The sequence below is a fragment of the Streptomyces iranensis genome (assembly GCF_017874715.1).
Taxonomy (GTDB): Bacteria; Actinomycetota; Actinomycetes; order Streptomycetales; family Streptomycetaceae; genus Streptomyces; species Streptomyces iranensis.
Genome location: NZ_JAGGLR010000022.1, coordinates 153,496 through 173,164, shown reverse-complemented (window position 1 = coordinate 173,164; position 19,669 = coordinate 153,496). Strand labels below are relative to the sequence as shown.

Below are 19,669 nucleotides of genomic sequence, written 5' to 3'. Positions count from 1 at the left end.
CCTGGTCATGGCCCGCGTCCGCCGCGCCCTGGCCGATGTGCCGCGTGCCGAGACACCCGGCGAGGTGCCGGTCGAGCGCACCTATCACCGCGTCCACGGCGACCGCACCGCCGCCCGGACCGTGGACCTCCTCGCGGAGAACCTGGCCGACTACCGCGCGCTCGTCCACCGCGCCGACGCCCCGTCGTCCCTCCCGGCCCTGATCGCCCGCCTCCTCGGCGACCGCGGCGCGACCAGCGTGGTCGTACCCCCGGGCCTCCCCGACTCCTGGCTCTCCGCCGTCCCCGACGCGGTGCGCCGGGTTCCGGACACGGCGGAGCTGACCCCGCACGATCTGGACGCGGTCTCCAGCGTGGTGACGGGCTGCGCGGTGGCCATCGCCGAGACGGGCACCGTGGTCCTGGACGCCGCCCCCGACCAGGGCCGTCGCCGCATCACCCTGGTGCCCGACCATCACATCTGCGTGATCCGCGTCACCGACCAGGTCGTGGACTCCGTCCCCGAGGCGCTTGAACGCCTCGACCCGGCCCGCCCGTTGACCTGGATCTCGGGACCGTCCGCGACCAGTGACATCGAACTCGACCGCGTGGAAGGCGTCCACGGCCCCCGCACCCTCGAAGTGATCCTCGCCGGGCCGGAATCCGCTGGTCGGAGCTGATGGGACGCCAAGGGAGCCCGGGAGGCATACCTCTGCCGTGGCGGGGCATATGCCATGGGGACATAGAGGGGAACATCTGCGTGGGGGATGCGGTCTTCCTCACATACCGCCGGTAACACCGCTGTTGGGCGGTTTACGCCGATGCCAATGTCGGTAGGGGCCTCTACTCTTGTGGTCATGCGTCCGACTCCTACTCACCAACCCGCCTTACTGACCACTCCCGCCACCGACCAGGCCAACGAGGCGATACGCGTCTTCCTCCGGGCTCGGGCCGGCCGGGCACTGCGGCCCTCGGAGCGGGCCGAGTACAGCCGGTTGCTGAAGATCTACACACGGGCGTTGCGCGGCGAGGTGGAAAAGGCCGCCTGAGCGGCACGGGGCGATGCGCGCAACGGCCCGCGCCACCCACGAAGGTGAAAGCGGCCGACCACAGGTGAAAATCGGGGGGACGCCATGCGGGCGGTGGGGAAGGTCGTCTTAGGGGCACTGTCAGTGGGGCTTCTGGGGGTCGCCGGCTACGGCGGATACAACCTCTACACGGGCGTGACCGGCGGCGACACCACCGCGGCCCATGACGGTCCGGTGACCGGGGACGAGGCCCGGCGGACCGCGCGGGAGTTCCTGGACGCGTGGGCGGACGGCAATGACATGCTCGCCGCCGGGCTCACCAACGACGCCGAGTCGGCCATCGGCGCCCTCAGCGGCTATCGCGACGACGGGCATGTGAAGAGGGTGACGGCCACCCCGGGCACGGCGCGGGGCACCACGGTCCCGTTCACCATCAAGGCCGAAGTGGTCTTCGGCAAGGCCCGATCCAGCTGGACCTACACATCACGGCTGACCGTGGTGCGCGGCCGGACGACCAAGAAGCCGCTGGTCGACTGGAGGCCCTCCGTCCTCCACCCCAAGCTGGGCGCCAATGAGTCCGTACGTACGGATCTGGCGGACAATCCGCCGGTCCGGGTGCTGGACCGCGACGGCGAGGAGCTGCGGCAGGGCCGCTATCCCTCGCTCGACCCGGTGCTGATCGCGCTGCGCGCGAGATACGGGGCCGACGCGGGCGGCACGGCCCGGGTGGAGGTGTCGGCGGTCAAGCCCGACGGGACCGCCGGAGCCACGCTCCACGTGGTGACGAAGGGCACCCCGGGCACGCTGCGCACCACCCTGGACGTTGGGGCGCAGAAGAGCGCGGAGAAGGCGGTGGCCACGCGCGACGGTGCCTCCGTGGTGGCGCTCAAGCCCAGCACCGGGGAGATCCTGGCGGTGGCCAACTCCGACCAGGCCGAGTTCAACGCCGCGTTGCAGGGGCAGACGGCGCCGGGGTCCACGTTCAAGATAGTCACCGCGGCCACTCTGCTGGAGGCGGGCAAGGTCAGCCCGAGCCGCCCGGTGCCGTGCCCGAAGACGGCGGCGTACGCACAGGGCATGATGTTCCACAACGTGGAGGACAGCGAGAACCCGGCCGCCACCTTCGCGCAGGACTTCGCGGCGTCCTGCAACACCGCGTTCGTCTCGCTCGCCGGGGCCGTGCCCGATGGCGCGTTGGCCCAGGAGGCGCGCACCGTGTTCGGGCTCGGGCTGAACTGGCGGGTGGGGGTCACCACCTTCGACGGCGAGGTGCCGAACGGAAGCGGCGACGACAAGGCCGCGGCCATGATCGGCCAGGGTACGGTCCAGATGAACCCGCTCACGATCGCCTCGGTCGCGGCCACCGCCCGGACGGGCACCTTCAAGCAGCCCGTCCTCGTACCGCGCTCCGTCGACCACCGGGAGATCGCCACCAGCGACCGCAGCCTCAGCCCGGCCACCGTCTCGCAGCTCAAGGCCATGATGCGGCTGACCGCGACCAGTGGCACCGCCGCCAGGGCGATGTCCGGGCTCACCGGCGACATCGGCGCCAAGACGGGTTCGGCCGAGATCGACGGCCAGCCCAAGACCAACGCCTGGTTCACCGCCTACCGGAACGATGTGGCGGCCGCCGCCGTGGTCACCGGTGGTGGGCACGGCGGTGATGCCGCCGGGCCCGTCGTCCGCGCGGTGCTCGAGGCGGGCTGAGACACCCGGCCCGTACGGACGCGCTACGTCTGCCAGGGATGCGCGCCCCGGCCCGTAGCCCGGGATCGCGTTCCAGAGGGCGTCGCCGCCGGGCAGCCCGCAGCTCGGCGCGAGCGACAGCGCGCCGAACAGACGAGGCGGGCTGCTGGCTTCCGCTCCCCGTGCGGCTCAGGGCTCCGCCTTGTCCGGGTGACAGGAGCGAGCAACGTACGGCCCCGGGACGCGCACGGAAATCCGCGTCCCGGAGGCCATCGTGAGAATGGCTACCCCATCGGCGTGAGCCGGAGCCCGTGTCGCGCTCATTTGCCGTTGAGCTTCTCGTTCGGCTGCACCTGCTTCTTCGGCAACGGCCGACCGTATGGGCCCCTGCCACTTGGCCTGGTCTGTTCCTCCAGCGCTGGCTGGTGCAGGGTGTGGCACAGACCCGTATCAAGGGCTGACCGAGGAGAGTCGATGAGCTCCACGCAGCACACGCCACTGCCCTACTACGAGGACGTCTCCCCCGGCGCGGGAGCGCTGCCGCCCCGCCCCTGGACCCCGTCCTCCGACGCCGCGCGGCTGAGCCTGAACGGGACGTGGTCGTTCCGGCTGTCGCCGACCGCCACCGCCGAGGACGACTCCTTCGCCCGCCCCGGCTTCGACGCCCGCGGCTGGGACGAGCTCCCGGTGCCCGGCCACTGGGTGCTGCACGGCCACGGGGCGCCGATCTACACCAATGTGCGCTACCCCTTCCCGGTGGATCCGCCGCGGGTGCCCGACGAGAACCCGACCGGCGACCATCTGCGCGTCTTCGACCTGCCCGGCGACTGGCCGGAGGGCGGGGACGCGGCCCTGCGCTTCGAGGGCGTCGAGTCCTGCGCCCGGGTCTGGCTCAACGGCGAGGAGCTGGGCACCTTCAAGGGCAGCCGGCTGCCGCACGAGTTCGCGGTCGGGGGGCTGCTCCAGCCGTCGGGCAACGTGCTGGCCGTACGCGTCCACCAGTGGTCGTCCGGAACCTATCTCGAGGACCAGGACCAGTGGTGGCTGCCCGGGATCTTCCGTGAGGTGACGCTGGAGCACCGCCCCGAGGGCGCGCTCGACGACTACTTCGTGCACGCCTCGTACGACCACACCACCGGCGCGGGCACACTGCGGATCGACTCCGACCCCGGCGGCCGGGTCACCGTGCCCGAGCTGGGTCTTGACCTGGCCACCGGGGAGAGCGCCACGGTCCCCGTCGAGCCGTGGACGGCGGAGACGCCCCGGCTGTACGAGGCGCGGCTGACCACCGTGGGCGAGAGCGTCTCGCTGCGGGTGGGCTTCCGTACCGTGGTGGTCGAGGACGGGCTGCTCGAGGTCAACGGCCGGCGGGTGCTCTTCCGCGGTGTCAACCGCCATGAGTTCCACCCCGAGAACGGGCGGGCGGTGGACCTCGCGACCATGCGCCGCGATCTGGTGCTGATGAAGCAGCACAACATCAACGCCGTGCGCACCAGCCACTATCCGCCGCATCCGGCCTTCCTCGGGCTCTGCGACGAGCTGGGGCTGTGGGTCATCGACGAATGCGATCTGGAGACCCACGGCTTCGTCGACCTGGACTGGCGGAACAACCCGGTGGACGACGACCGCTGGACCCCGGCGCTGCTCGACCGCGCCGAGCGGATGGTCGAGCGCGACAAGAACCACCCGTCCGTGGTGATGTGGTCGCTGGGCAACGAGTGCGGGACCGGGCGCGGGCTCTCGGCCATGGCCGACTGGATCCGGGAGCGCGACCCGTCCCGGGTGATCCACTACGAGGGCGATCTGTCCTGCGCCGACACGGACATCTACTCGCGGATGTACGCACCGCACGAGGAGGTCGACCAGATCGGCCGGCGCGCCGAGCCGCCGTGGGGCGATCCGGAGCTGGACGCGAAGCGCCGGGCGCTGCCGTTCATCGAGTGCGAGTACGCGCACGCCATGGGCAACGGCCCCGGCGGGCTGAGCGAGTACCAGCGACTGTTCCAGGAGCATGAGCGCTGCCAGGGTGGTTTCGTCTGGGAGTGGATCGACCACGGCTTCACCCGGCGCGCCCCCGACGGCCGCTTCTACCACGTGTACGGCGGCGATTTCGGCGAGGAGCTGCACGACGGCAACTTCGTATGCGACGGGCTGGTCTTCCCCGACCGCACCCCCTCCCCCGGCCTGATCGAGTACAAGAAGGTCATCGAGCCGGTGCGGATCGAGGGCGACGGGGCCGACGGCACGGTCCGGATCACCAACGGCCATGACTTCGCCGACCTGTCCCATCTCGTCTTCTCCTGGACCTATGAGGCCGAGGGCGAGGCGATCGGCTCGGGTGAGCTGGCGGTGGAGCCGCTGCCCCCGGGCGAGTCCGCCGTTCTGAAGCTCCCGGCGCCGCCCGAAGCCGAGGCCGGGGCGGAGGCGTGGTGGACGGTCGAGGCGCGGCTGGCGGCCGCGACGGCGTGGGCCGAGGCGGGCCATCCGGTGGCCTGGGGCCAACTCCCCGCCGCCGCACCCGGCACCGGCCGGGCGCGCGCCCTCGCCTCCGGGGCGGCGCCGCGCCGCGACGGCGGCCGGATCGTGCTCGGCCCCGGCGTCTTCGACGCCGTCACCGGCGCCCTGACCTCGCTCGACGGGCTCCCGGTCACAGAACCGCCCCGGCTGGACATCTGGCGCGCGCCCACCGACAACGACAACGGCGCGTCCTGGCAGCCGGACGAGCGCTGGGGCCAGATCTGGCGCCGGTTCGGACTGCACCGGACGCGGCACCGGACCGACGCGGTGGCGACGACGCCGGACGGCGCGCTGACCGTCCGTAGCCGCGTCGCGCCCGCCGCCGTGGACATCGGCCTGGAGACGGTCTACCGCTGGACCGCCGACGGGGACGGGCGGCTGAGCCTTGCGGTCTCCGTCACCCCGCTGGGCGAGTGGACCTTCCCGCTGCCGCGGCTGGGCCTGCGGCTCGGGCTCCCGGCCGCGCTGGGCGACGCCGAGTGGTTCGGCGGCGGCCCCGGCGAGGCGTATCCGGACACCCGCGCCGCCGCGCGCGTGGGGCGGTGGGCGCTGTCGGTGGACAAGCTCCAGACCCCGTACGTGCGTCCGCAGGAGAACGGCGCCCGGATCGACGTCCGCTGGGCGCGGCTGACCGCGCCCGACGGATCGGGGGTGCGGATCGAGGGCGAGCCGGCCTTCTGGTTCACCGCGCGCCGCTGGACCACCGAGCAGCTCGACGCGGCCGAGCACACACCGGATCTCGAGCCGTCGAACGAGACGGTGTGGGTGAACCTGGACCACGGGCAGCAGGGCATCGGCAGCCAGTCCTGCGGCCCGGGGGTGCTGGACGAGCACCGCCTGGACGCGGCACCGGCCGAATTCTCCTTCACCTTCTCGCGGTTGAGCTGACGGTCGTACGGTCCGGGGCCGGTCGCGGCGACCGGCCCCGGACCCGTCGCCGCTACTCCACCCGCACCGCGCCCTCCGGTCCGAGCCGCGCCCGCCGCACCTCGCCGTCCCACCAGCCGACCGTCACCAGATGGGCCCCGTCGTCCGCCGGGCCCGCGGCGGCGCGGACCAGGTCGGCAAGCGCTTGCTAGAGGGCACAAATGTCAGCGGGGGCCGCCCAAGAGGCGGCCCCCGCAAGTGTTTTCCGCCGGATGCGGAGGATGCGGACGGTGGTACGCGGCTTACCCGTTCCTGCCCCGCAGGGCATCGAGCGCCCGGTCCGCGTGCACGCCCATCCGGAACTCGCTCTTGACGATCTCCAGCACCTTGCGATCGGTATCGATCACGAAGGTGACCCGCTTGGTCGGCACCGCCGCGATCCCGCGCTTCACCCCGAACCGCTCCCGCACGGTCCCCTCCGGATCCGACAGCAGCGGATAGCCGAAGGAGTACGCATGGGCGAACTCCGCCTGCTTCTCGACCGAATCGGCGCTGACCCCGACCGGCTGGGCGCCGAGCTCCTTGAACTCCGCCGCGATGTCCCGGAAGTGGCACGCCTGTTTGGTACAGCCGGGGGTGAAGGCCGCCGGATAGAAGAACAGCACCACCGGGCCGTCCGCCAGCAGCCCGCTGAGCGAACGGGCGGTGCCGCTCTCATCCGGCAGTTCGAAGTCCTCGACCACATCACCGATGTCCATGAGGGCACGCTACCGGCCGCGCGCCCGGCGGAGCATCAGTAACGCAACCGGGCGGTGTGGCCGTCGATGCGCAGGATGCATTCGGTGAACAGCGCCATCGACGGGCTGTCGTCCGTGGGGACCAGCCGCAGCCCGAGGTCCATGATGGACCGGATGACCTGGGCGGTACGGCTTCCGTCGGGATCCTGGCCGCGCAGCGCGGACCACGCCTCGAACTGCGCCCGGACCGTCTCCCACGCCGGGCCCGGCGTGAAGTGACACAGAAAAACCGGCTGGTCGACCCCGTACTGGCGTAACTCGCCGACTGCGGCCTCACCTTGCATAAGCCACCATGTGGCACTCATCTCGTCCCCAACTCCGTACACGGGAGTGGATACCCATCATACGGGTGCGGAGGTCCCAACGAGGACCGACTCCACATCAGAGGCCTGTAGTGCGTAGGCACCAGGACACGTGCGTGGCTGGTCCGGGCGCACCAGGGGAAGACGGCGACGGGAGACGATGCCCGGCGGGGCGCCGGAGGGAAGTGTTGGAGGCGCGTGAATCCCGCGCGATTCCCCTTGCCTAGCGGTGTCTGGAGTGATCAAGAGGTGGCGACATTTCTTTACCGAATCGGACGGTGGGCCTTCCGGCGCCGTCGGCTCGTGGGTGGTCTGTGGCTGGGTGTCCTGGTGCTGGCCATCGCCGCCGCCGGGCTGGCGCCGGAGGGGAAGGAAGAAGACCTCTCCATGCCCGGCACCGAGTCGCAGAAGGCATTCGACCTGCTGGACGAGCGCTTTCCCCAGAGCAACTCCCAGGGCGCCGAGGCCCGCTTGGTGTTCCAGGCCCCGGACGGGCAGCGGGTGACGGCCAGGGAGCACAAGGCGGCCGTCGAGGACGCGCTCGGCTCCCTGAACGGGGACGATCAGGTCGAGTCGATCGCCGACCCCTATGAGGACGACGCCGTCAGCGAGGACGGCACCATCGCCTACTCCACGATCACCTACACCGAGGCCGCCGTCGACCTGACCGGGGCGACGAAGAGCGCCCTCGAGGACGCCGCGCGCCAGGCCCGGGACGCCGGGCTGACCGTGGAGGTCGGCGGCTCGGCCCTGGACGCGGAAGAGGAACCGGGCGGTACGACAGAGATCATCGGTGTGGCGGTGGCGGCGGTGGTGCTGGTCCTCGCCCTCGGGTCGCTGGTCGCGGCCGGATTGTCGCTGCTGACCGCCTTCGTGGGCGTGGCCATCGCCTTCGGCCTGGTCTCCGCGCTGACCGTGCCGCTGGGCCTGACGTCCACCGTCGCCATCCTGGCGCTGATGCTGGGGCTGGCGGTCGGCATCGACTACGCACTCTTCATCACCTCCCGCTTCCGCGACGAGCGCGCCGAGGGCAGCGAGCCGGAGGAGGCCGCCGGCCGGGCGGTGGGTACGGCCGGATCCGCCGTCGTCTTCGCCGGCGCCACCGTCTTCATCGCCCTGGTCGGGCTGGGGGTCGTCGGAATCCCCGAACTCACCAAGATAGGCATGGGCGGTGCGGGCGCCGTGGCCCTTGCCGTACTCGTCGCACTGACCCTGGTCCCCGCGCTGTTCGGCTTCTTCGGCCGGCGGGTGCTGTCCCGCGCCGCCCGCAAGGCACCCTCGTATCACCGGTCGGGAAGCGAGCGCCCGCACCGGGTGCCCACCGCGGCCGGCCGGCCCGGTCTCGGCACCCGCTGGGCGCGGTTCGTGCTGCGCCGGCCGGCGGCCGTGCTGCTGATCGCCGGACTCGGTCTCGGCGCCGTCGCCGTACCGGCGCTGAGCCTCGAACTCGGGCTGCCCGGAGACGAGTCCAAGTCGGTGGAGACCACCCAGCGCCGTGCCTACGACCTGCTGTCAGAAGGCTTCGGCCCCGGCTTCAACGGCCCGTTGACCGTGGTCGTGGACACATCGAAGTCCGGGGACACCCGGGCCACCACGGACCTGGTCGTCAAGACCATACGGGGAGTGGACGGGGTCGCGTCGGTCGGTGATCCGGTTCTCAGCCGGACCAAGGACACGGCCGTCCTCACCGCCGTCCCGCGGACCGCGCCGAACAGCGGCGAGACCAAGGACCTGGTGCACACGATCCGGGGCGCGGTCTCCGGCGTCGAGGCCGACACGGGCGCCGGCATCCTGGTGACCGGCACCACCGCGATGAACATCGACATCTCCGAAGCCATGTCCGACGCCCTCATCCCCTATCTGACCGTGGTCATCGGCCTGGCGGTGCTCCTGCTGTTGGTGGTCTTCCGCTCGGTGCTGGTCCCGGTCAAGGCCGCACTCGGCTTCCTGCTGTCGGTGGGTGCCGCCTTCGGCGTCCTCGTCGCCGTCTTCCAGTGGGGCTGGGCGGCGGATCTGCTCGGCATCGAGCAGACCGGACCGGTCATGTCGCTGATGCCGATTCTCATCATCGGCATTGTGTTCGGCCTCGCCATGGATTACGAGGTCTTCCTCTTCACCCGGATGCGGGAGGCCTACGTCCATGGCGCGGCCCCCGGCGAGGCGATCGTGCGCGGTTTCCGGCACAGCGGACGTGTGGTGGCCGCGGCGGCGATCATCATGGTCAGCGTGTTCTCCGGATTCATCGGGATGAGCAGCCCGACCATCCAGACGATGGGCGTCGGCCTGGCCGCCGCCGTCGCCTTCGACGCCTTCGTGGTCCGGATGGCGATCGCACCCGCGGTCCTGGCACTGCTCGGCCACCGCGCCTGGTGGCTGCCCCCTATCCTGAACCGTGTGCTGCCGAATGTGGATATCGAGGGTGAGAAGCTGAGCCGGCCTGTCCCGGCCTCCGCGACCGAGCCGGACGCAGCGGTGCCGCCGCTCGCCACCGGCCGGCACTGGCGCTGAGCCGGCCATGACGAACACGGGTGGCGGTGGCCCGCGACCACGCGGCATGTGGTGGCGGGAGGGAGCGATCACGGCGGCGGCGTTCGCGCTCTGTCTGCTCGGCGGCGCGTTGCGGGACGGCAGCACGCTGTCACCGCCGCCTGCCGCCGCCTACTTCATCGCCGTGGTGTCCTGTGCCGTGCTGCCGATGCGGCACCGGGCACCCCTGGCCGTCATGGCGGCCACGACCGCGGGCGGCGTGCTGGCGCCGCTCTTGGGCCTCCTGCTGAGCCCGCTCATCGTGGCCCCCGCCGCGATCGCCGTCTACTCGCTCACCGTGCGCACCGAACGGCACGCGGTGAGCGCGGTGTCGCTCACCTCCGCGGCGCTGCTGGTCGCCTTCACCCCCCTGTTCGGGGCCCTCTCGTGGAAGGACTCGAGCAGGATGGCGGCGGTGGGGGCGTTCCCGCTGGTGGCCGGCGTAATCGGTCATTCGGTGTACAACCGGCGGGCCTATCTGGCGGCCGTGGAGGAGCGGGCCCGGCAGGCCGAGAAGAGCCGGGACATCGAGGCGCGCCAGAGGGTGGCCGAGGAACGGGTGCGCATCGCCCGGGAACTGCACGACCTCGTGGCCAGTCAGATCACCCTGGCCAACGCGCAGGCCTCGGTCGCCGCCCATCTCTTCGACGCCCGCCCGGAGCAGACCCGCAAGAGCCTGAAGGAGCTCATCGAGACCACCGGCGACGCCCTCGACGAACTGCGGGCCACGGTCGGTCTGCTGCGTCAGTCCGGGGACGCGGACGCGCCCGCCGGGCCGACGCCCGGCCTGTCCCGGCTTCCCACGCTCCTCGAGTCCTTCCGCCGCGCGGGTCTGGAGGTGTCGGTGCACCAGGAGGGCACGGCCAGGCCGCTGCCCCCGGGAGTGGACCTCACCGCCTACCGCATCGTCCAGGAGGCCCTGACCAACGTGACCAAGCACGCCGGTACCGGTAGCGCCCGGGTGCGCCTCGCCTGGAGCCGCGATCGCGTGACCATCACCGTCGCCGACGACGGAGGGGGTGCCCGTACGGCGTCGACCGCGGCCACGGGACGGGGTGCGGCCACGATGCCGGAGCGCCCGCCCGGTTACGGTCTGATCGGGATGCGCGAACGTGCCACCGCGGTCGGGGGACACCTCTCCGCGGGCAGGCGCCCGGAGGGCGGCTTCCTCGTCTCCACCCAGCTGCCCCTCCCGCCCGCCAAGGACACGACGCGGAGGACGGACGGAGCGGCATGGGCTGGCGGAGCGGCATGGGCTGGCGGAGCGACCTGGCCTGATGGGGCGACACCCATCGAGGGGCGGATGGCCGACGGAGCGGCAGGCGACGGACGGACGGGCGCCGGAGAGGCCGGGGATGCGCCATGACGCTCCGGGTGCTGCTCGCCGACGATCAGGCCCTGCTGCGCGGTGCCTTCCGGATGCTTCTCGACAGTGCCGACGACATCACCGTGGTCGGCGAGGCCGCCGACGGCAGGGAGGCGGTGAGACTCGCCCGTGAGCTGCGCCCGGACGTGGTGATCATGGACATCCGGATGCCCGAGGTTGACGGTCTCACCGCCACGTCGGAGATCTGCGCGGACCCGGAACTGCGTGCCAGCCGCATCCTGATCCTCACCACCTACGAGACCGACGAGTACGTCGCTCAGGCGCTGCGCGCCGGGGCCGGCGGCTTCATCGGCAAGGGCATCGGGGCGGAGGACCTGCTGGACGCCGTGCGTACGATCGCCGACGGCGACACGCTTCTGTCCCCCGCCGCGACCCGCTCCCTGGTCGCCCGTTTCCTGGCCACACCGGACGACACCCCGTCGCACCACCCCGAACGGCTCGCCGTGCTCACCCCGCGTGAACGCGAGATGGTGGCTCTGGTCGCGACCGGCCTGTCCAACCAGGAGATCGCCGAGCGGATGTTCCTCAGCCCCTTCACCGTCCGCGCCCACGTGCAGCGCGCCATGACCAAGCTGGAGGCCCGCGACCGGGCGCAACTCGTCGTCATCGCCTACCGGACGGGCCTGGCCCACGCCGCCCCCGACGGCGGCACGGACCGCCTGCCGTAGTCCGATACCGGAGCCAGGAAGGGCCTGCGGACAGGTGGTTCGGAGACACGGACGGTGGTGAATCACTCCCCCGGAAGTGAGGCGGCAGATGCCGCGCGGGAACGCGCGCCGGACTGCCTACCCGGTGGTCGCCTTACGGTATGCCGAGGGCCGGACGCCGACCTGGCGCAGGAACGCCGATGACAAGGCACTGGGTGCGGCGAAGCCGCACCGCTGGGTGATCTGCTCGATGGTGAGGTTGGTCTCCGACAGCAGTCGCCGGGCCAGCTCGATGCGAAGCCGCGTGAGAAACCGATGTGGTGTCACGCCGGTGGCGTCCCGGAAGACACGGACGAAGTGGTACAAGCTGAGATGCAGTTCGGCCGCGATGTCGGCGAGAGTGAGCGGCTCGGCCAGGCGATCCTGCATGATGGCAATGCCTTGGCGCACAGCAGCGTGCTCATGTCCCGGCACGCGCGGCATTCGACCCTGGGACAGCAGATGCGTCGCGAGGAATGCCGCAGCCGATTCGGCATACAGGTCACTCGCCTCCCGATTGGCCGGGAGCGACCGGATGATGTGTTCGACGACCGGATCGCCCGTGCCCAGTGCGACAGACAATGCCTCGAAGTCCGGGCCGCGTTTCCCCAGCTGATCGGCAGTCTGCTCGACGATGGTCCGTGGGATATGCACCTGGACGGTGGACAGGACTGATGTCGTCGTGTAGCTGCGCACTGTCGACTGACCAGGCAACATGAGCTCAAGCCGCCCAGCCCGCCAACGACGCCTGGTTGTTGTCCCTCCTGAGCTGACCCGCATCATCGCCTCTCCAGCGGTGCACAGCACAATATGCAGGTCAGACGTTCCGGGTGCCGGCAAGTGTTCGACTTGACGAGCGTGCACGAAACTCTGCACGAGCAGCGACCGCCAGCCCGCATCGTGCCAACTGCAGAAGCCGCGTTCCACGTACTGAGCCCAGTCAACAACATCGCCGTATGGTGCCAGATCGAAGTCAGGCGAATTGAACACGCTGGGATCCTCCCTTGCGACCGCCGCTTTACGTGATTCCCCGAGTGATGGTGCGCCGCAAATCCGATTCCCGTGCTGGCGCTCGTGGTAACTGTTGACTATCTATACGTATAGTACCAACTATATCTACTACAACGATCGTTGGAGCCCATGAGCGGTCGGCGCGCCGACGAAATGGCCAGCAGCGGCGCGAGGCGATCGAGGGTGCGGTCGGCTGCGGACTTCGACGCCCCGCACGCCGGGCCAGCGGCACCGGTAGCAAGATGTGATCGCTGTGTAGGCAATCTGACGCATGTCCTCGCTTCGCGAAGCACCCTATCTTTAGTGCTGTTAATGGCGACCGGCCGGTCTTCCGCACTCGAAGCCATCGACGAATGCGCAGCCGTAGCCGCTCTGCCAAGTGGAAATACGGTGTGACATTGTGGCTTTGGCTGCTGTCCGTAAAGAGCGCCTGCTCCGTGGGCGGGAGAAGTGGTCCGATCGGGCTCCTCTCCCGCCCGCCGGGGATGCCCGAGCGCACGAGCCACTGAAGTCGTCGGCCCCAGCCACCGTACATACGGATGAATACCCAGCGAAATCCGGCTGGAGTATCAGGTCACGGCATCGGGGCGAACTCGGGCAGCGTAAGAGCCGAGTGGGCCGGTCGTGGTGTCGGGGTGGGCATGGTGACGAGGTCACGCAGCATGGTGTTGCGTTGCTCCAGGGCCCGCTCCGTGGTGGGGAAGAGCCTGGCCGCGCCGTTGTCGACCAGCGCCTGGTTCATGGCTACGAACTCGCGGACGTCGCGTTCGTAGGCGGCGAAGGCCGCGGTGTGGTCCCGGTTCGTGGCCAGGGCGTCGGCGAGCATGTAGGCACCGGCCAGCGCAAGGCTCGACCCTTGTCCGGTGAGGAACGAGGGCGCGTACGCGGCGTCGCCGACGAGCGCGACGCGGCCGCTGGACCAGTGGGGCATGCGGATCTGACCGGCCGTGTCGAAGAACAGGTCATCCGCGTCGCGCATGGCGTTGACCATGGCAGGGACCTCCCATCCCGCGCCCGCGAAGACCGTGGCGACCAGGTCCCGCTGGGCGTCGGGGTTCCGGAGGGCATCGAATGGCGGTTCCGGTTGGTGGAAGGTCAGGAAGGCGTGCAGCTCGTCGTTGTCCCCGACGGCGTAGAGGGCCGCGGCTTTCCCCGGGGTGTTCCACATCATGACCTCACGGGAGAGCCCGAAGGTGTTCGGCATGGTGAATATGGCGAAGCAGTAGCCGAGGTAGCGGTGGAACCGCTCTTCGGGGCCGAACAGGGACTCCCGGGTGTGTGAGTGCATACCGTCGGCGCCGACCACCAGGTCGAACGTGCGCCGCCGCCCACTGTGGAAAGTGACGTCGACGCCTTGTTCTGACTGGTCGAGGGTGTCGATGGAGTCGTTGAACAGGAATTCCACGTCGTCGCGGACTTTTTCGTAGAGGATCGCGGCCAGATCCCCACGACGCACTTCGAGATCCTGTCCCTCGACACTGCCGGCCACGGCGTGCGCGTTGACCGAGGCCACTTGACTGCCATCGGCGTCGAGGAAGGTGCAGCGGCGCGAATCGATGTGGGCGTCCCGCAGTTGCGGCAGTATCCCCATCCGCCGGACCACCTCTATCGCGGTGCCGCGGATGTCGATCGGGTAACCACCGTCGCGCAGTGTGCTCGCCTTCTCCACCACGGTGACCGCGCATCCGGACCGGCGCAGCCAGTACGCCAGCGCGGGTCCGGAGATACTGGCCCCGGAGATCAGGACTGTGCGCTTCGCGGTGGTACTCACATCCATCGACGGACCGGTGGGTGTCATGCGTGGGCTCCCTTTTTCTTCGTGATACGGACAACGAGCAGTGACAACGCGGCGACGAGGCCGGCGACGGCGAAACCTGTGACGAAGGCCGATTCGGCGGGCAGCCCCGTCTTCGAGTCGGCGTCGGCGTCGAGGATCGCGGCGGCGATCTGGGCGCCCAGGGCGATGCCCGTCACGCGTGTCACCACGAGCATGCTGGTGGCGATGCCGGTGTCCTTGGTCTCGACGGCGGCGGTGGCGCCGGTGAGCAACGCCGTGGTGGCGACGCCCGCGGCCATCGCGGCCAGCGCCCTCGCGAGGACGAGCTGCCATTCCGCGGTGTGCAGCGACACCAGGGCGAGCATCGTGGCCGCCGTGACGACGGCGCCCACCATGAGCACGGTACGCAGACCGAAACGCCGCGCCACGATCCCGCCGACCGAATCGCTCACCGCCCCGGCGATGGCGCCGGGGAGCAGGAACAGTCCGATGTCGGTGGTGCTGGCCCCGAAGCCGTACCCGTCGCCCGGCACCCCGAACAGCTGCGGGAGCAGATAGCTCACCATCCCGAAACTGGTGGTTATGACGATGGTGAGCAGGCACGCATGCCACATCGCGGGCTTTGCCAGCATGCGCAGATCGACCATCGGCGAGGCTGCCCGGCGCTCGACGGCAACCCATCCGGTCGCGAGGGCGGCCACGACCACCGCGAGGGCCCCGATCGCGAGTGGCGGCAGGCCCTCGTCGCCCGTCGCCCTCACGAGCCCGAGCATGAACGCGAGCAATGTGCCGCTCAGCAGAACCACGCCCGGCCAGTCGAACCTGTACTCCGATTCGATCGGCGGATCATGCGGCAGCAACCGAGCCACGACCAGCGACATCACGATGATCGCGATCGTCGGCAGCGCGAACATCCAATGCCAGGAAAGTCCTTCCGCGATCGGCCCGGCAGTCAGCGTTCCCACCATGCTGCCGCCCGTGAACAGCGCCATGACCAGCCCGATCCCCAGCTGCGACTCCCCTGCCGGGAGGTGTTTGCGCACCAGGATGAAGGAAAGGGGCAGCGCACCCACCATGGCGCCCTGCAATACCTGACCGAGCAACAACACCGGCAGGTTCGGCGCCAGGCCGGCCAGCAGACCACCGACCGAGACCACGGCCATCAGCCGGACCAGCACCCGCTTTCCGCCGTAGCGGTCGCCGAGTTTGCCCGCGACGGGTGCGATGGCGGCGCCGGTGATGAGCACCGCGTTGGAGACCAGTGCCGCTTCGCCGGAGCTGACCCCCAGCTCACGTTGCAGCAGTGGGAGCGCGGGATCCACCACTGTCTGGAGGGTGCCGAGGGCGAGTGCCAGGATGCCGAGGGCACCGATCGACAGCCTCCCGATGCGGACCGGGGGCGGGGAAAGCACAGCTTGGGACATAGACGTCCCCTTCATCGTCGGTTGCGAGTTCAGCGCGGGTCGCGAGCAGGTGCGTGAACCTGCTCGATGTGTGCGCGATGCGCGGGATTCATGCGCCTCCAACACTTCCCTCCGGCGCCCCGCCGGGCATCGTCTCCCGCCGCCGTCTTCCCCTGGTGCGCCCGGACCAGCCACGCACCTGCCCTGGTGCCTACGCACTACAGGCCGGCTCGGGCCGGTCTGACGGAGGGTGTGTTGCCACGAGAGGGCCAACGACTGGACGATGGGCCGGTGAGTGATGCTTGGGCGGGGGTCGACTCCGTTGCGCTGGAGCGGGCCGTGCGGGAGCGGGCGGGACGGCCCGTGGCCGGGGTCGAGGACATGGAGAGCTACCTCGCGGCTCAGGTGGCGGATGTCTCGCACCGCGAGGTGATCGGGCCGCTGCTGAACGGACACGGGCCCGGTGGTGTGGTCGTGCGACGCGGCGAGGTGCTCGCCCGCTGGGGCGATCCGGGCCGGGTGGAGATGGCGTTCAGCGCGACCAAGAGCGTGCTGGCCCTCGTCGCGGGTGTCGCCTTCGACGACGGACTGCTACGGCTGGACGAACCCGTGTGCGGCTCAGTGGAGTTGCCCCAGTTCGCGGATGACCACGGGCGGCGGATCACCTGGCGGCAGCTGCTGGACCAGACGAGCCAGTGGGAGGGCGAGCTGTGGGGGAAGCCGACGGGGGTGGACGCCCAGAGCGTCCGCGAGGGGACGGAGTCGGCGGGCGGGCCGCCCGGTGAGGGGTGGGCCTACAACGATGTGCGGGTGAATCTGACGGCGCTCGCGCTCACCGCCCTGGTGCGGCGGCCGCTGCCGGAGGTGCTGCGCACCCGTGTCATGGAGCCCATCGGGGCCTCCGGCTCATGGTCGTGGCACGGCTACGACAGCTCGTTCGTGGACCTCGGCGGCGTCCGCGTCCCCGTGGTGTCCGGCGGTGCCCACTGGGGCGGCGGGCTGTGGATCAGCGCGCTCGACCTGGCCCGTATCGGCCGACTCTGCCTGAACGGTGGGGAGTGGGCCGGGCGCCGGATCGTGTCACGGCGCTGGATCGAGGCGTTGTGGACGCCGTGTGCCGTCAAGCCGGAGTACGGGCTGTCGTGGTGGCTCAACGACGGCCGCGTGGTGTGGCCACAGGCCCCGTCGACCGGGCGCTGCGCCCGGGGCAACGGCGGCAATCACCTCTTGTGGGTGGACCCGGCCCGTGACCTCACCCTCGTCTCACGCTGGAGTGCCGATGTGGAAGCCCTCGTCGCGGCGGTCTCGGAGGCGGTCCGCCCCTGCTGATGACACCAGCGAGAACACCGCTCGGCGGGCTTCCACATCGGCAGCAGGTGTCAGCTGCCGCCCGTCACCTTGACGTAGTCGACGACGAGCTGCTGCGGGAAGGAGGTGTTGCCGTCCGGGTCGCCGGGCCAGTAACCGCCGACGGCCAGGTTGAGGATGATGTAGAAGGGGTGGTCGAAGACCCAGCGGTTGCCGTTGAGGTCCGAGGGCGTGCGGGTCTGGTAGACGTTGCCGTCGACGGACCAGGTGATCTTGTTGGGCGACCAGTCGATGGCGAAGGTGTGGAAGGCGTCGGAGAACTTGCCGCCGTTGGGCAGGGTGTAGCCGGCGCCGATGCCGCCCGAGCCGGAGTAGCCGGGGCCGTGGATGGTGCCGTGGACGGTGCTGGGCTCGAAGCCCACGTTCTCCATGATGTCTATCTCACCGCAGTTGGGCCAGCCCGCGCTGCCGATGTCGTTGCCGAGCATCCAGAAGGCGGGCCACATGCCCTGGCCCTGCGGCAGCTTCATCCGGGCCTCGACATGGCCGGAGGCGGTGGTGAACTTCTGGGAGGTGTTGAGGCGGGCGGAGGTGTACTCACACCGGCCGTACCAGCAGTTGTAGTTGGCCGGGTTCTCCTTGCGGGCGGTGATGACGAGGTTGCCGTTGCCGTCCAGCGCCGCGTTCTTGTTGCCGTCGGTGTAGTACTGCCGCTCGTGGTTGTTGACGTTGTCGCCGGTCTCCAGGCCCCACTTGGAGCCGTCGACCGCGCTGCCCGCGGCGCCGTCGAAGTTGTCGGTGAATTCGGCCGCGGCGGCCTTGGTCCGGGGGGTCTCCGTGGTGGCGGTGGCCGGAGCGGTGAGCCAGGGGGTGGCGGCGAGTGCGGTCGCGGAGAGCAGACCGATCACGGTGTTTCGCAACGTACTTCTCATGGAACGGTGGTGCCTTCCTGTGTGGGGGATGGGACCGGTGGGTGCCGGTCCGGTGGGGGAAGGTGTGTGTCCGGCGGTGGGGGGCCGGGGTCCGCGGGCGCTACGGCACGGGCATACGGGTGGTGGGGGCCGCGCGCGTCAGTGCTCCTCGCGGGGTGCTGGTGGCCGGGTGACAGACGGGAGGAGGGCGCGTCAGCGCTCCTTGGGGGGCGGTGGCCGGGCGACGGGCGGGACGGTGCGCGCCCTCGGTCAGGAAGTGGCGGACGGGCAGGGCGGCGGCGCCGAGCGCCACGGCGTGGGGGCCCAGCCCGCACAGCCCGATGTCGGTCCGCGCGTACGGTCTGCGCAGCGCCTGCGCGGCGACCGTCTCGCGGATCCGCGGCAGCATACGGGCGCCGAACATCAGCCCGGCCCAGCCGCCGAGGATGATCCGCTGGGGGTTGAAGAGATTGACGAGATTGGCGATTCCGGCGCCCAAGTACACCGCCGCCTCCTCCAGGACGCGCTGCGCGGCGGACGAGGTGTCGGCGGCCGCGAGCAGCGCGGCGAACGCGGACTCCTGGTCGGCGCCGGGGGTGACGCGGCCGCGCCGGGCCTGACGGTAGCGCTCCAGGACCGCCTCGGCCCCGACGTACGCCTCGAGGCAGCCGCGGGCGCCGCACCGGCAGCGGCGGCCCCCGGCCTGGACGGTGGTGTGGCCCCACTCGCCCGCGCTGTCGGTGGCGCCCCGGTAGGGGGAGCCGTGGGTGATGACGCTCGCGGAGACGCCGGAGCCGATGAGCGCGACGACGGCGTGCTGGACGCCGCGGCCCGCGCCGAACCACATCTCGGCCCGGCCCAGGGCCTCCGCGCCGTTGTCGATGTGCAGGGGCAGTGCGGTGCCGGTGCGCAGCAGCCGCTCCAGCGGGCCACCGTCCCAGCCGGTGGCCGAAACGCCGATGCCGACGCCGAGGATGTGCCCGTGGGGGATTCCGGCTTCCTCGATGACGGCGTCCAGGAAGGTCAGGATGTGGCGGACGGCGGTTTCGGCGCCCTGGGATCCGGAGCCGGAGGGTAACGGGTAGACGGCTCCGGCCCGTTGGGTGAGGGCGAGGTCGAACAGCCCGACACGGACCCGGGTATCGGCGACCTCGACGCCGATGACATACCGGTGCTCGGAGACCAGCCGCAACCGCGGCGATTCCGCATCTGTGACGGCCTCTTCCCTGACGGTCTCTTCCCTGACGGCCTCTTCCGTGACGACGCCTTCGGCGATCAGTTCGCCGATGACCGCGCTCACCGTGGTGGCGCCGAGCCCCGTCCGGCGGACGAGCTCCTGGGGGCTGAGCGGAGCGTGCAAGTACAGCGTCCACAGCAGCGAGGAGCGGCTGCCGCGCCGCGGATCGCGCACGGTGGTGCGCAGCGAGGGCTGGGCTGCCTGCGCCTTGGCCGTCATCGGTCACCTCCGGGGAGACACAATGTCCA

At 70.7% G+C, this 19,669-nt stretch carries 15 protein-coding genes and 1 pseudogene; 8 read left to right on the top strand and 8 right to left on the bottom strand.

Annotated elements, in window-relative coordinates; translation table 11 throughout:
* Window positions 1-7 precede the first annotated feature (7 nt).
* From J2Z30_RS34885 to J2Z30_RS34870, 4 genes are all read left to right on the top strand, one after another.
* Window positions 8-658 (top strand): LutC/YkgG family protein, encoded by a 651-nt coding sequence (locus J2Z30_RS34885; RefSeq protein ID WP_372453362.1) that lies wholly within the window; start codon window positions 8-10, stop codon window positions 656-658.
* A 177-nt stretch (window positions 659-835) separates the two neighbouring features.
* Entirely contained in the window at window positions 836-1,027 is a 192-nt protein-coding gene (locus J2Z30_RS34880) for a hypothetical protein (RefSeq protein WP_044581061.1), read from the top strand.
* 84 nt (window positions 1,028-1,111) lie between these two features.
* Window positions 1,112-2,713 carry a penicillin-binding transpeptidase domain-containing protein gene (locus J2Z30_RS34875; RefSeq protein ID WP_044568396.1) on the top strand — a complete coding sequence of 534 codons (1,602 nt, stop codon included), beginning with the start codon at window positions 1,112-1,114 and terminating at the stop codon, window positions 2,711-2,713.
* A 453-nt stretch (window positions 2,714-3,166) separates the two neighbouring features.
* Window positions 3,167-6,097, top strand: a complete 2,931-nt coding sequence (locus J2Z30_RS34870; protein ID WP_044568398.1) for a glycoside hydrolase family 2 TIM barrel-domain containing protein — start codon at window positions 3,167-3,169, stop codon at window positions 6,095-6,097.
* 281 nt (window positions 6,098-6,378) lie between these two features.
* Here J2Z30_RS34870 and J2Z30_RS34865 read toward each other — a convergent pair whose 3' ends face one another.
* Both J2Z30_RS34865 and J2Z30_RS34860 read right to left on the bottom strand, forming a co-directional pair.
* Window positions 6,379-6,834: a peroxiredoxin gene (locus J2Z30_RS34865; RefSeq protein ID WP_044568401.1), complete on the bottom strand. Its 456-nt coding sequence runs from the start codon at window positions 6,832-6,834 to the stop codon at window positions 6,379-6,381.
* Between the two features lie 35 nt (window positions 6,835-6,869).
* Window positions 6,870-7,178, bottom strand: a complete 309-nt coding sequence (locus tag J2Z30_RS34860; RefSeq protein WP_044581063.1) for a hypothetical protein — start codon at window positions 7,176-7,178, stop codon at window positions 6,870-6,872.
* 246 nt (window positions 7,179-7,424) lie between these two features.
* On the opposite strand from J2Z30_RS34860, the gene J2Z30_RS34855 reads away from it, so the two are divergent.
* The 3 genes from J2Z30_RS34855 to J2Z30_RS34845 are packed head-to-tail and all read left to right on the top strand — an operon-like array spanning window position 7,425 to window position 11,756.
* Window positions 7,425-9,683 (top strand): MMPL family transporter, encoded by a 2,259-nt coding sequence (locus J2Z30_RS34855; protein ID WP_044568403.1) that lies wholly within the window; start codon window positions 7,425-7,427, stop codon window positions 9,681-9,683.
* A 7-nt stretch (window positions 9,684-9,690) separates the two neighbouring features.
* Window positions 9,691-11,067, top strand: a complete 1,377-nt coding sequence (locus tag J2Z30_RS34850; protein WP_044568405.1) for a sensor histidine kinase — start codon at window positions 9,691-9,693, stop codon at window positions 11,065-11,067.
* The gene (locus J2Z30_RS34845; RefSeq protein ID WP_044568407.1) at window positions 11,064-11,756 is read left to right on the top strand and encodes a response regulator transcription factor; all 693 of its coding nucleotides are present in this window, start codon (window positions 11,064-11,066) and stop codon (window positions 11,754-11,756) included. Before J2Z30_RS34850 ends, J2Z30_RS34845 begins: the two co-directional genes overlap by 4 nt.
* A 117-nt stretch (window positions 11,757-11,873) precedes the next feature.
* Here J2Z30_RS34845 and J2Z30_RS34840 read toward each other — a convergent pair whose 3' ends face one another.
* From J2Z30_RS34840 to J2Z30_RS34825, 4 genes and pseudogenes are all read right to left on the bottom strand, one after another.
* Complete coding sequence (locus tag J2Z30_RS34840; protein ID WP_044568409.1) at window positions 11,874-12,764, bottom strand: helix-turn-helix domain-containing protein; 891 nt, start codon at window positions 12,762-12,764, stop codon at window positions 11,874-11,876.
* 155 nt (window positions 12,765-12,919) lie between these two features.
* Window positions 12,920-13,000 (bottom strand): annotated as a pseudogene (locus J2Z30_RS34835) (IS5/IS1182 family transposase); the annotation flags it as partial.
* Between the two features lie 359 nt (window positions 13,001-13,359).
* Window positions 13,360-14,583 carry an FAD-dependent monooxygenase gene (locus J2Z30_RS34830; protein WP_044568411.1) on the bottom strand — a complete coding sequence of 408 codons (1,224 nt, stop codon included), beginning with the start codon at window positions 14,581-14,583 and terminating at the stop codon, window positions 13,360-13,362.
* Window positions 14,580-15,986 carry an MFS transporter gene (locus J2Z30_RS34825; protein ID WP_044568413.1) on the bottom strand — a complete coding sequence of 469 codons (1,407 nt, stop codon included), beginning with the start codon at window positions 15,984-15,986 and terminating at the stop codon, window positions 14,580-14,582. The genes J2Z30_RS34830 and J2Z30_RS34825 overlap by 4 nt, the downstream gene beginning before the upstream one ends.
* A 270-nt stretch (window positions 15,987-16,256) precedes the next feature.
* Here J2Z30_RS34825 and J2Z30_RS34820 point away from each other — a divergent pair, with 270 nt between their 5' ends.
* On the top strand, window positions 16,257-17,294 hold the full coding sequence (locus J2Z30_RS34820; RefSeq protein WP_308280200.1) for a serine hydrolase domain-containing protein: 1,038 nt from the start codon (window positions 16,257-16,259) through the stop codon (window positions 17,292-17,294).
* Window positions 17,295-17,344: 50 nt separating this feature from the next.
* Here J2Z30_RS34820 and J2Z30_RS34815 read toward each other — a convergent pair whose 3' ends face one another.
* Window positions 17,345-18,205 carry a glycoside hydrolase family 16 protein gene (locus J2Z30_RS34815; protein ID WP_044568414.1) on the bottom strand — a complete coding sequence of 287 codons (861 nt, stop codon included), beginning with the start codon at window positions 18,203-18,205 and terminating at the stop codon, window positions 17,345-17,347.
* A gap of 100 nt (window positions 18,206-18,305) precedes the next feature.
* The gene (locus tag J2Z30_RS34810) at window positions 18,306-19,640 is read right to left on the bottom strand and encodes an ROK family transcriptional regulator (protein ID WP_044568416.1); all 1,335 of its coding nucleotides are present in this window, start codon (window positions 19,638-19,640) and stop codon (window positions 18,306-18,308) included.
* Window positions 19,641-19,669 lie beyond the last annotated feature (29 nt).

Excerpts from the sequence above, each read along its gene's own strand:
- J2Z30_RS34885 (WP_372453362.1), top strand. The coding sequence starts at position 8 with ATGGCCCGCGTCCGCCGCGCCCTGGCCGATGTGCCGCGTGCCGAGACA.
- J2Z30_RS34880 (WP_044581061.1), top strand. The coding sequence starts at position 836 with ATGCGTCCGACTCCTACTCACCAACCCGCCTTACTGACCACTCCCGCC.
- J2Z30_RS34875 (WP_044568396.1), top strand. The coding sequence starts at position 1,112 with ATGCGGGCGGTGGGGAAGGTCGTCTTAGGGGCACTGTCAGTGGGGCTT.
- J2Z30_RS34870 (WP_044568398.1), top strand. The coding sequence starts at position 3,167 with ATGAGCTCCACGCAGCACACGCCACTGCCCTACTACGAGGACGTCTCC.
- J2Z30_RS34865 (WP_044568401.1), bottom strand. The coding sequence starts at position 6,834 with ATGGACATCGGTGATGTGGTCGAGGACTTCGAACTGCCGGATGAGAGC.
- J2Z30_RS34860 (WP_044581063.1), bottom strand. The coding sequence starts at position 7,178 with ATGAGTGCCACATGGTGGCTTATGCAAGGTGAGGCCGCAGTCGGCGAG.
- J2Z30_RS34850 (WP_044568405.1), top strand. The coding sequence starts at position 9,691 with ATGACGAACACGGGTGGCGGTGGCCCGCGACCACGCGGCATGTGGTGG.
- J2Z30_RS34845 (WP_044568407.1), top strand. The coding sequence starts at position 11,064 with ATGACGCTCCGGGTGCTGCTCGCCGACGATCAGGCCCTGCTGCGCGGT.
- J2Z30_RS34830 (WP_044568411.1), bottom strand. The coding sequence starts at position 14,583 with ATGACACCCACCGGTCCGTCGATGGATGTGAGTACCACCGCGAAGCGC.
- J2Z30_RS34825 (WP_044568413.1), bottom strand. The coding sequence starts at position 15,986 with ATGTCCCAAGCTGTGCTTTCCCCGCCCCCGGTCCGCATCGGGAGGCTG.
- J2Z30_RS34815 (WP_044568414.1), bottom strand. The coding sequence starts at position 18,205 with ATGAGAAGTACGTTGCGAAACACCGTGATCGGTCTGCTCTCCGCGACC.
- J2Z30_RS34810 (WP_044568416.1), bottom strand. The coding sequence starts at position 19,640 with ATGACGGCCAAGGCGCAGGCAGCCCAGCCCTCGCTGCGCACCACCGTG.